Origin of the sequence: uncultured Anaerobiospirillum sp. (genome assembly GCF_902485895.1) — a bacterium.
Taxonomy (GTDB): Bacteria; Pseudomonadota; Gammaproteobacteria; order Enterobacterales; family Succinivibrionaceae; genus Anaerobiospirillum; species Anaerobiospirillum succiniciproducens.
Map to the genome: position 1 here is coordinate 67,882 of NZ_CABTML010000067.1, position 12,141 is coordinate 80,022.

Annotated in this window: 9 protein-coding genes and 1 other RNA gene; 5 read left to right on the plus strand and 5 right to left on the minus strand. The window is 44.3% G+C overall.

Annotated features, from left to right (window positions below):
• The first annotated feature begins 823 nt into the window (after window positions 1-823).
• Entirely contained in the window at window positions 824-1,771 is a 948-nt protein-coding gene (locus tag RDO37_RS05420) for a flagellin (protein WP_303073804.1), read from the plus strand.
• Window positions 1,772-2,235: 464 nt separating this feature from the next.
• Here RDO37_RS05420 and ssrA read toward each other — a convergent pair.
• Window positions 2,236-2,604, minus strand: a transfer-messenger RNA (tmRNA) gene (gene ssrA, locus RDO37_RS05425).
• Window positions 2,605-3,165: 561 nt separating this feature from the next.
• Here ssrA and nlpI point away from each other — a divergent pair.
• From nlpI to RDO37_RS05445, 4 genes are all read left to right on the plus strand, one after another.
• The gene (gene nlpI, locus RDO37_RS05430) at window positions 3,166-4,311 is read left to right on the plus strand and encodes a lipoprotein NlpI (RefSeq protein ID WP_308498370.1); all 1,146 of its coding nucleotides are present in this window, start codon (window positions 3,166-3,168) and stop codon (window positions 4,309-4,311) included.
• A 43-nt stretch (window positions 4,312-4,354) separates the two neighbouring features.
• A complete protein-coding gene (locus RDO37_RS05435) occupies window positions 4,355-5,038 on the plus strand; it encodes a D-lyxose/D-mannose family sugar isomerase (RefSeq protein WP_308498371.1) in 684 nt (227 codons plus the stop codon).
• 252 nt (window positions 5,039-5,290) lie between these two features.
• Entirely contained in the window at window positions 5,291-6,250 is a 960-nt protein-coding gene (locus tag RDO37_RS05440; protein WP_308498372.1) for an ROK family protein, read from the plus strand.
• A gap of 136 nt (window positions 6,251-6,386) precedes the next feature.
• Window positions 6,387-7,382, plus strand: coding sequence for a hypothetical protein (locus RDO37_RS05445; protein ID WP_308498373.1), 996 nt, complete (start codon window positions 6,387-6,389; stop codon window positions 7,380-7,382).
• A 283-nt stretch (window positions 7,383-7,665) separates the two neighbouring features.
• Here RDO37_RS05445 and RDO37_RS05450 read toward each other — a convergent pair whose 3' ends face one another.
• From RDO37_RS05450 to RDO37_RS05465, 4 genes are all read right to left on the minus strand, one after another.
• A complete protein-coding gene (locus RDO37_RS05450; protein ID WP_308498374.1) occupies window positions 7,666-8,856 on the minus strand; it encodes an aminotransferase class V-fold PLP-dependent enzyme in 1,191 nt (396 codons plus the stop codon).
• 120 nt (window positions 8,857-8,976) lie between these two features.
• Window positions 8,977-9,438 (minus strand): helix-turn-helix transcriptional regulator, encoded by a 462-nt coding sequence (locus tag RDO37_RS05455; protein WP_281710748.1) that lies wholly within the window; start codon window positions 9,436-9,438, stop codon window positions 8,977-8,979.
• 418 nt (window positions 9,439-9,856) lie between these two features.
• A complete protein-coding gene (locus RDO37_RS05460; RefSeq protein ID WP_273324484.1) occupies window positions 9,857-10,588 on the minus strand; it encodes an NAD-dependent deacylase in 732 nt (243 codons plus the stop codon).
• Window positions 10,589-10,643: 55 nt separating this feature from the next.
• Entirely contained in the window at window positions 10,644-12,008 is a 1,365-nt protein-coding gene (locus RDO37_RS05465) for a hypothetical protein (RefSeq protein ID WP_308498375.1), read from the minus strand.
• Between the last annotated feature and the right edge of the window lie 133 nt (window positions 12,009-12,141).

The window sequence follows — 12,141 nt, forward strand, 5'->3', positions numbered from 1 at the left end:
CTATTTAGCCAAGATCTAACTGAACTCTATATTCTTTTGCCAAGATCGCCGTTAGTTGCCGCTCACTTAAGATCTTAAGATCTCAAGATCTCAATTGCCACGATCGCAAGATCGTCGTCAGTCCTATAAATGCCAATTGGCAAGATCGTAAAGAGTCTAAAAGTATGACGCTTATAAAGATCGTGGCAAAGATACTTTTGCTTACGGCAAGATCGTTACACCATAAAGATGCTTACTCACAACAAGATCGTCAAACAATAAAGATGCTTGCTGACGGTAAGATCGTCACACCATAAAGATGCTTACTCACGGCAAGATCGTCAAACAATAAAGATGCTTGCTCAAAGCAATATTGTTACATCATAAAGATGCTAGCTCACGGCAAGATCGCGACACATTTAAGCAGTAGTTAGCTGGCAAGATCATGACAGTAAGTGGCAACACATCGTTAGTTTATGGCGGCAAAAACTAACGGCACACTCTCTTAGTACGTGGATTATCTTTGCCAAGAGGTGATGAGTGTAATACTCATACTTTGCTTGTCGTGAATCATGCAAATATGAGCTTTAGCTGATTTGATTAAGTTTTAGCCTAGGATAGGGAGTGCTTTTTGAAATTTGGCACGTATAGTGCTTTATTATGAGTAGCCCTGAAGCGATATGAGATTAATTTAATTCCAGGGCCCAGCGTAAGCTGGTCGATTCCCTGTCCAGGACTTGCTCCCGCACAGAAGAGAGCTGTGCGAGTGACAGGGTGTCACTGCAGATGATTCTGCTGTGTTCTCAGGCTTGTATAGCCTGATATTAAAAATAGGGTTCAGATTATGCCATTATTTATTAACACCAACGTTTCTTCGCTGTACGCTCAACGTGCAGCGCAGCGTGCTAACGACGCGCTCGACATCTCATACCAGAGATTATCCTCAGGTCTGCGTATCAATCGTGCTAAAGACGATGCAGCAGGCATGCAGGTTTCTAACAACCTTACCACTCAGCTTGATGGTCTTACCCAGGGTAACCGTAATGCTCAGGATGGTCTTGCTTTTGCCCAGACTATCGAAGGTGCTTTAGACGAAGTTACCAACATGCTGCAGCGTATCCGTACCCTTGCTGTTCAGGCATCTAACGGTACCATGTCAGATCAAGACCGTAATTCTTTACAGGTTGAAGTAACTCAGTTAGCCGACGAAATTACCCGTATCTCAAACGATACTACTTTCGCTGGCGCAGACGTTTTAAACGGCAACGCCTCTATTTCCCGTTTCCAGGTTGGTGCAGACCCATCTTCCATCATTGAGATGGACTTACGTGACGGTACCGATATTAACGGTATTGTTAAGATGCTCGTTCGCTACACTGGCAAAGATGAGTTTACTAACCCAATGGTTACCGATCCAGCAAATCCAGGTGGCCATGCTCTAAATCTTAAGTTTGAAGACATCTTCAAGAATAACGGTACCAACCCAGGTATTCGTGTGGAGAAGGCTTCTGCTGCTCAGGCAACCTTAGCCGGTATCGATGGTCTTATTAACGCCATTGACCGTAAGCGTGCTGAGCTTGGTGCTATGCAGAACCGTCTTGAGGCTACTGTACGTAACCAAGAGTCTGTTAAGGAAAACGTTGCATCTTCACGTGCAACCATTCGTGATACCGACTTTGCTGAAGAAACTGCTAACTTAACTCAGCAGCAGATCATTCAGCAGGCTACTGCTACTATTCTTACTCAGGCCAATCAGCGTCCACAGATTGCCCTGTCATTAATGCAGAAATAGTATCTAAAGATTCTGAACTCTTATTATTCGTAGTTATCTGGCATGCTTTATTGCATGCCATATTAGTTGCGATCCCTGCCATCGTGCCGCATAGGTACGGTGGTTTTTGCGTTTGTGCGAAAGTGCAAACACGCCGCTCTCTCTATCAGGTCATTACCTACCTGAGCCTCTCGCTAGCCTCTCATATCTACCCCTTTCTAACTCTTACAAATAGAGCTCAGCCCATAGGCCAGATCAACGCTATCCATACTCTTTCACGCTACGTGAACAACACTGTAGGCAAAGTACATACGCCACTAGAGGCTTATATATTCCTAGCTCATTATATCGATTGCAGATGTTGCAGACCGTAGGTCGGACGCTGTCTTAGTGGTGTTGACGTTTGGGTTTTACGCGCCCTGAAAACAACAAGCCCCGGTAGGGTCGATGCCTTACCGGGGCTTGTTGATTCAGAATTCTGTCTCTGGTGGAGGTGGTGGGATTTGAACCCACGTCCCAAAAGACTCTACCGTCAGTACTACATGTTTAGACTTCTCTTTGATCTTAGTACCGGCTGCGGAGAGTCACGCCACCGAGTACCCAGCTTGAAAAAATCTTTAATGCTTCCATCTCAAGCGGGACTTCCACACGAGCTGCTGAGAAACTGACACCGGCAATTTGCTAAGCGACAACAGCAGGGCTTATGCTCCGATGGCTTTAAGGCAGGTTATTAAGCTGCTAAAGCGTAGTTTTCGTCGTTTGCGACTATTTTAACGGATTTTTTAACGAGGCCAATCCACCCTCGACATGCACCTCGGGCTCGGTAACTTCCGGTCGAATCCAGAATCACCCCCACGAGTGCCCTGATTATAGGATTACTCTTATGTCTTTGCAAGCGTTTGCCATAAATTTCGCATTCTTGCAGTGATATAGCTTGCAAATGTTTAACTCAATCGCAGAGCATTATTTTTCAATTGAAAAATAATGCTTTGCGATCTCTTTGTAAAGAAGTGGATACAGTCTGCATCTAAGCTTTTGCTAAGAAAAAAGGAGTAGGCTTTACCATGGGCTTTTGAGGAGTCCATGACTCCTTAGCATAAAGGCGCATTTATGTAGCTAAGTGTCTAAGAAAATGTCGCTTAGGACTCTTTTATGCACGTTTTCAGGTAGTTTTACTCACATATGCCTTTGTGCATATCATCAAAGAGCTATTGTTGCTACAATTTACGCATTACTCGCTTGCATGCAGAATAGATTGGTCTTGTCTGCATCTTGCTACAGTTGCTTTTCAAAAAGGGCTTGTTTGTTCTGATGGCTAGCACATGTGGCGCTATTCACATGGCATCAGCCTTAGCACATGCGTTAGTTGTTAGGATTATTTAGAGCGTCTTGTATTTGCTTGTTTAGGTGGCATCATGTCCGACAATTTGTTTAAGAAACTTTGGTCAAAGCATAGGCTTAAGCTAGCCCCTGCTCTTGCACTTATATTTTTGTCAGGATGTGTTTCTAATCAAAATGCCTTTGACCCACCTCTAAGCTCTGAATTCTCAGTAAGTAATGATGATATTGTCTTAGTTGACATTGATCTTGTTGAGCGCGAGCAATATCAAATCCTCATTGGTCAGATGACCTCAATGCTCGGCAAGGGCGATCTTACCCACGAGCAAAAGGCTCAGATTCTCTATCAATTGGGCTTGCTCTATGACCGTTTAGGTATGGACGCAACTGCTAGAACCATGTTCATGAACTCACTAGTAGAAGTCCCAGACTATGCCCGTTCATATAACTTCTTAGGCATTTACTTAGCAAGCTCAGAGCGCTTTGCTGAGGCTTATGATGCCTATGATGCGGTGTTAGAGATTGACCCAAAAGAAGTTTATGCATACTTCAATCGTGGTATAGCTTTGTACTATGGCAATCGTGCTGAATTAGGCGTTCAAGATCTGGTTAAGTTTTATGAGCTAGACAAGAACGATCCTTTCCGTCTGGCATGGCTGTACATCTTAGATCGTGAAGTTGATGGACAAGAGATCGCTCGTCAAAAGTTAATCGAGCGACGTAATGCTATCGAAAAGAAAGTGCCATGGGGTCTTGAGGTATTAGACTTATTATCCGGCAAGATCTCTGGTCACGATCTGATTGAGTCAGTGCGTACTGCTAATATTGAGCCTTTAGAGCGTGCACGCCGTTTATGTGAAGCATACTTCTACATGGCTAAAGAAGCTGCTTATAAAGGTGAGTATAAGCAGGCTTATGATCTCTTCCATCTATGCCTTGCTACTAATGTTTCAGGCTATCTTGAGTATCGCTATGCACGTTTAGAGATCGCTCGTTTTGAGCGTATGGAGCAGGTGCAAAAGGCTGATCAGCTCGCCACAGAGAAACAAAAGGAGCGTGAAGAGCTCCTAAAGAGGCAAGCTCAAGAGGCTCATAAGTATTTTCAGATGCTCAATCAGAAACGAAAAGAGTCTGAAAACAAGAAGATCCAAAACTCCACTTTAGATAACAATAAGAGCCAAGACTCTAATTTAGATACCAATAAGACTTCAGCTAAAAGCTAAAGATCATTTTCATCTTGATTCATGACACAGTTTGAGGTGTTTTATGAAGCGCTCATTCATCAATAAGATCGTTAACGAAGCGATTGAGTTTTCCAAAGCACAGCACTTAACCCTGCCTAAGTTTGCCTATATCACTGCTGAAGATTGGAAAAAACAAGATCAAGCATCATGGGCAGAGGTTTTTGATCTCGAACTTGGTTGGGATGTTACCGATTATGGCTCTGATGATTTTTACAAAACCGGCACCTGTTTGTTTACCTTACGTAATGGTTCTGTAAGCGACTCTCGCTATACCAAGCCTTATGCTGAAAAAATGATGCTAATTGAGGATGGTCAGGTACTGCCTTATCACTTCCACAGTTATAAGATGGAAGACATCCTTAATCGTGGCGGTGGCACTTTATGCATTAAGTGCTATTGGGCAACTGAAGATAATAAGCTTGATGAAAAGCGCAAGGTCGAGATTTCATTTGACTCTCAGAAAGTATGCTTTGAGCCAGGTGAGGTTATTCGTATTCCAGTAGGTTCAGGCGTAACCCTGCCACCACGTTTATATCACAGCATTTGGGCTGAAAACGGCAAGGTCATGAGCTGGGAAGTTAGCAAGGTTAATGATGATCACACTGACAATACTTACCTTGAGGGCTGTCCGCGCTTTAGCAAGATTGAAGAAGATGAGCCAATGCTCTGGTGTCTGTGTAATGAGTACGACAAGGTTAAGGTATAAGTAGCTTAGCTTAATCGCTTGTCGTGAATGCATACTAAAATGGAATTTACAGCCCGCCTTGTGCGGGCTTTTTCGTATGGATTTTTGATAATCACTAGGCTCTTAGCATTGCTATTTTTAAGATCAAAACATGAGAGCAAGTGGCTGCTAAAAAGGTGTTAGGGCGCACGGAATTATCCTAGATATGATGGTAGGCTAAAAATTGCGCTGTATTTGGGCGCTATGAGTACACTTTATCTAAGGGGGGATCGTATGAGCTATGAGTACACTTTAGGGGTTGACCTTGGTGGCACTAAAACTGAGATCATAGCCTTAGATAAGCGTGGCAGCGAGTGCTTTAGAAAGAAGGTGGCCACAGTCAAAGCATCCTATGCTGACACAGTAAAAACGATCTCAGCTTTGGTATTAGAGGCTGAGCAGCATTTATCTTGTAAGTGTCCTTTAGGCATAGCCATTCCTGGGGCAGTATCTGAGCACACTAAAAGGATCAAAAACGCTAATTCCTTTTGGTTAAACGATCAAGATCTTAAGGGAGACCTTGCTAAGTCTTTATCTAAAGATGAGATCTTCTTAGAAAACGATGCTAATTGCTTTGCCCTGTCGGAGGCCGAGGATGGTGCTGGTAAAGATTACGCTACTGTATGGGGGCTTATCTTAGGCACAGGCTCTGGCTCAGGTATTGTCATAAATAAGCAAGTTTTACGGGGACGCAATCTACTCTCAGGTGAGTGGGGGCATACTACCTTGCCGTGGCTTACTGATGAAGAGCGCGAGCTCTGGCGTGATGTTAAATGCTATTGCGCTCGTGACTACTGTATTGAGACCTTTGTTTCAGGTGTAGGCTTCGAGCGTGACTTTGCTAAGCGTAAAGGTGTGTTTGATCCAAACGCTTTAACCTTTGCCACCACAGGCAAGGACATTATAGATCTCATGGCAAAAGGAGATCATGATGCAAAGGCATGCTATGAGGCATATTTAGACAGGTTGTCGCGTGCCATTGCAGCTTTTAGTGGTTTTCTTGACCCTGATGTCATTGTCCTAGGTGGAGGTATGTCCAACGTTAATAAGCTGTATGAGGATTTACCAGATCGCGTAAGGCATTACATCTTTGGCGGCGAGTTTGATACTCCTATTGTGCCTAATGTCTATGGTTCTGACTCTGGCGTTAGAGGTGCGGCATGGTTGCCTTTAATGCATAGTGCTAAGGACTAATGCTATCTATTAAGAAGATCTAACAGTACTCATTACATGCTTCTTTAGAGGAGATGACATACTAACAAACATAGCTTTTAACACATCAACTGATTTGGCCAAATGCATTGCCGCTTCGTTTGTCTAAGGAGTTTCTATGGATAATCCTATTGAATTGCAGTCTCAGTCAGGTGCTCTTTGTGCTGAAGTTGATCTCAACGGTGGCATGCTTGCTCGATTACAGCTTAAAAGATTAGGCAAAAGGGCTATGGATTTATTGCATCGTGCGCCTTGGCTGGAGGATGATTATTTTAATAATGATCCAGGCTTATTTGCGCACTTGTCAGGTGAGTGGGTCTGCGCTCCATTTGGCTGGGTGCCTAAGGACAGCAAGCTCTTTAGCTCAACCTATGCACATGGTTTACCATGTCATAGCGCCTGGCAAGTAGACAGTGTTAGTGAAAGCAAAGTGGTGCTGAGCTATGTTTTCCCCAATGGCCACCCGCTTAAGAACTTAAAGCGTGTCATTGAGCTCAAAGATGATCGTGTAGATCTTAGCTTCACTCTGATCTCAAATGAGGACTGCGAAGTTCCTTTAGGTGTACATCCATGTTTTCCTACCGATCATGAGCTCAATGCGTTAGAGCTTGAGGTAGCTGGTGATGGTATTGTCTATGGGGTCGATTGTGAGCCAGGTACAAGCCGTTTAGTTCCAGCAAAGGTATTTGAGAGCCTCAATAAACTACCATTGAAGAGTGAATACATCGGAAAAGATGGTAATCAGGATACTGTCGATGCTACTAAGCTGCCATTTGCCTATCACACCGAAGAAATAGTACAAATGCTGCATCCTGAAGGCCAGGCGGTGCTTAACTATAAGAATAAGGGCTTACGACTGATCTTAAAGTGGGATGGTAGCAAGATTCCAACTTGTTTACTCTGGATGAGTAATCATGGTCGTAAGGCTGAGCCATGGAATGGTGAGAATTGCTGCTTAGGTATTGAGCCTATCGCTTCTTGCTGGGATTTTGGTGAGGAGTCATTAAAGGAATCTAATCCAATCAAGGATCGTGGCGTAAAGACCGCAGTAAGTATTAAGGCAGGCGTGCCATTTACCTTTGATTACTCGATTGCCATAGAAGCTCTAGATTAAGAGTCATACCTGATATCGAGCACGATGCTGCAGTTATCACGGCACTATTAACGCAGCAGGCAAAAGAAAAGCGCTATCAAAAAGAGTCGCAACAATGGCTCAATTTGATGGCACTTTTTTCAATGACAAACTATAAAAGACAAAATGGTAGGCTTTGCCAAAATTACAAACTATAAAAGACAAAAGCTTGGTATTTTGTCAAAATGACAAACTTAAAATATGAAATGTTTGAAGTTGCCCCAAACAATAGTTGGTAGATGTGTTGGGGCTGCTTTGCTTTGAGCTAGGCTTTGCGCAGCATATTAACTGCGTTGGCTATTGCCTTGAGGGCGGTGTCGATGTCTTCTTCGGTATTAAAGCGGCCGATAGACAGGCGGATAGATGCCATAGCTAACTCATCAGAGTGGCCAGTCTCAGTTAGGATGTAACTTGGCTTAACCACACTTGAGGAGCAGGCTGAGCCAGATGATACGGCTACACCACGGATAGTTGGGATTAAGAACTTACCCTCAACCTTATCAAAGCTTACAGATACGATGCCAGGAAGATGAGGGGTGTCTGTACCTTCCATATAGCCATTGATGTGAGCTCCAGGTATTTCTTTAAGACCTGTAATAAGCCTGTTCTTTAATGACTCAAGATGCTCACATACCTTAGTGCGCTCCTTTTGCATAATGGCAAAAGCTTCGCCCATAGCAGCGATCTGATGGGTAGCTGGGGTGCCGCCACGCAGCCCCTTTTCATGACCACCGCCAGAGATAAGAGGATCAAGCTCGATATTGCTGCTACGCTTGAGATAAAGTGCACCAATACCTTTTGGACCATAGATCTTCTCTGGTGTAAGGGTCACCATGTCAACTAAAGAATGGTCTAAATCAAGAGGTATTAACGCATTGCTTTGTGCGCAGTCAGAGTGGTAGAGAGCACCGTATTTATGTGCAACTTCGGCTAAAGCATTGATATCGTTCATCGAGCCGAGCACGCTATTAGCCTGAGAGATGGAGACGAGAAATACACTCTCATCCATAGCCTCATCGAGCATTTCAGGAGTAATGGTGCCATCGGTGCGTGGACGAATAAGTTTGACTACAAATCCCTCGCACTCTAAAGCAGTAGCGCTTTCAATTACGGCCTTGTGCTCAATTGATGAAGTGATGATAGTCTTGCGCTTGTCACCTGCTTTGTTTAAGGAACGTGCTAGTCCCTTGATTGCAAAGTTATTGCTCTCGGTGGCTCCAGAGGTAAAGATGATCTCAAGAGGAGAACAACCAATAGCTAGGGCAATTTGGTCGCGAGCATTATCAATCACCTCAGCTGCTTGCCAACCATAGACGTGGTCTTTAGAGGCACTGTTACCAAAAATGCCCTCGTAAGAAAGGCATTTGACCATAGCGTCGATAACGCGCTGATCCATAGGAGTGGAGGCAGCGTTATCTAAGTAAACAGGTAGCTTTGGGGCTGTTTTAGCTTGCATGTTCTTCTCGAAATCTCATAGCGCCCATCAAGATGGGCTATGCAAAAATGTAGGCCTTAATGTTAGCAGTGGTGCTTGTTGGTAAAGTATTGAGCTTAACCAAGCTCTTTTGTCTCAGTGCTATTCTTTGATGTGTTCAATGGCGAGTTTTACACCCTCTGAAATATGGAAATCACAGAGCTTGTAAATGTTGCGGAGGCCTTGTCGTTTAACACTAACGAGCTTATGCATTCTTAATTGCGCTAGCTGATGTGAGGTTGCTGATACCGTGGAGTCACACTCTTTAGCGATCTCACTTACTGACAGCTGTCCGTGGCGCAGTAGCGCTACAACGATCTTAAGGCGGCTTGGATCTGCAAGAGCCTTAAAAAATAATGACAGATCTTCAATATCTTCGTCAGAAAGCTCTTCAGTAAAAGCATGACTATCGTGATGGCAGCTTGGGCAAGTACAGGTGCAAGTACACTCGATCTCGTCGCAATCTGAGCTGTCGACGACGTCTTCTTCAGTAAGTACTTGCTTATCAAGCACTTCCTTTTTCTTAGACGGCGCTTTCTTGCGCTTCTTACTTGTTTCGAGCATATACTTCTCCAGTGAGCTCAATAGGCCATCAAGACATGTTAGAGCTAAGCTGTGTTATTAACGACGGCGTCTATTTTAACGCATATGCACTAAAACTCATAAGCGCGGACAAATACCAATCATAGCGCGGGATAATAAGTGCTTTTGTGCGGACAAATACCCATCATAGCGCTGGATAATAAGTGCTTTTGTAAAGATCAGGATCTTATGGGCTAGAGAGTTAAAAGATAATTGCTATTGCATTGGCGCGGGCGCTGCGATCTTGAAGTTACTAGCATCTGCAGCAATGTTGCGGCTTAGTCAGATGGTGTAGATATTGGTTATAAAATGGCAGCGGCAGGTGAGGTGTAGACATGTGTTGGTCTTGTTTAGGCCGCTGCGCGATGAGTAATTAACAGCAATTAACTATAGCAATACTTTAGTCAATGGAGTCTGGGATCTCATCGTGTGCAAGTAGGTAGTCAGTAAATACATCCAAAGTATGACTAGCTTTGCCATAGAACGCATGAGTGAAGCTTGAACGTACCTCACTTGGCTTGAGGTTGAACTCAATACAAGGAGCGCCAGCATAACGGCAAATACGTGCGAAGCCAGCAGCTGGATAGACCACACCTGAGGTACCGATGGATAAGAATAGATCACACTGTGTTAGACATGCCTCAATCTCGTCCATGCGGTAAGGTATTTCACCAAACCAGACAATGTCAGGACGTAAGGCAGCTTTGCCACAATGTGGGCACTTAAGATCAGTACTAGAGTCTTCTAAATACTCAAAGCGTGCATCACATGCTTCGCACCAAAGCTTATTGAGCTCACCGTGCATATGAATAATGTCATGTGATTTAGCTTTCTCGTGCAAATCATCAATGTTTTGCGTGATGATAGTTACCTTGCCACCTTTAGCTTCAATGCCTTGCTGCAGCTTAGTAAGAGCTAAGTGACCTTGATTTGGCACCTTAGTCTTACAGGCACGGCGTCTGTCATTGTAGAAGGTGTGCACTAAAGGCTTATTGCGCAGGAAGCCTTCATAGGTTGCGACATCTTCAACACGGTGGTTTTCCCAAAGGCCATCTTCTGAGCGGAATACTGGAATACCAGATTCTGCCGAGATTCCAGCACCTGTAAGAACAGCAATTCTGGAGTACTTCATAAAACAATCCTTATGCACTTAATCAAGTGCAGTCACAATAAGCCTAGGCAGAGCTTTAGTAGTGAGCACCAACCAGCCAATGGGCGAGGGCGTACACGGTATTGCCAGTAGAGCCTGGAGCTAAGTATGGTGAGCTATCGGCTTGGTAGGCATTAGATAAGTCAAGGTGAGTCCACTTCTGATCTGCTTGGACAAAGAATGATAAGAAAGCAGCAGCAGTAGAGGCACCTGGAGCACCATCTCCATGACCAGTGTTAGAGATGTCAGCACGACGTGCGGTGATATAGCGCTTGTGGTACTCACGCATTGGCAGTAACCAGTACTCTTCCTTGGTGTAGTTAAAGGCTTGCTCGAGCTGCTCATCGACCTTGTTGTTGCGGCATAAAATAGCGCACATATCACGGCCGACAGCGATCTTAGCAGCACCAGTTAAGGTAGCAGCATCTAGGATGAATGAAGGCTTGTCTTTTGCTGCCTGCAGCAGTGCATCAGCTAAGATGAGACGCCCCTCTGCATCGGTGTTGCCGATCTCAACTGAAACCTTGTTAGGGTAGGTAATAATGTCGCCTGGAACCATAGCACTGCCAGATACCATGTTTTCAGCACATGGCATGTAGCAGCGGATATGCTTAGAAGCGCCCATAGTTGCAGCTAATACGGTTGCAGCGGCAACATACACAAGGCCTGACTTATCAGTACGCATAGTCTCCATGAACTTGGAGCTCTTCATGTCGTTACCGCCGGTGTCAAAGGCAATACCTTTACCCACTAAGGCAAAATCAACCTTATCTTTTGATGCACCCTCACCGACATAGTCAATGATGCCAAGGCATGGTTCATTAATAGAGCTTTTGCCTACAGTCTGAAGTCCAATGCACTCTTCATCAAAGACCTTATCGCCTTTCTTTAAAACCTTAAAGGAAAGCTGACCTTTACCGCCAAACTTCTTAAAGGCCTCTTCAAGAGCGTTGTAGTATTTAGTTACTAGATCAACAGTGTGGTAGAGGTTATTGGCGCTGTTGGCAAAGATACGACTTAAGGTAATGAACTCAACATCACGACGGGCTGAGGCAAGGTTAGCTTCGTTTAAGTCAAAAGCTACGCTCATACCAGTACGCTCTAAAGCTTCAGAGTACATACCGATAACAAACTGAGCAGCACCCATAGCATCAAGCTTAATATCAGCCTTATCGTCTACAAGTACGCAAACCTTGGATAAGCCTAAAGCACCCACAGTACGGCCAGCTTTTTGTAAATAACGGCTGTCTTGCTTATCAACAAAGATATCAAAGCCACCCTGAGCATTCGGAACAGAGTTAGTGCCTTCAGCAAAGCACTCTGGAGCCTTGCCACAAGTAAGTTTTACCTTAAAGAAACTATCATCGGCATTATTAAGGCCGAGGATTTCGATCTTAGTCATTAGCTTTCAATCCCTAAAATTACAGCAACCACATGCCCATCAAGAGTATGGATAAACTCATGAGCATGGAGTTGATATTGCTATTGTAATGCCTTTAACGTGCATATGCAGTGCTTGCCTGCAAACTTGCATC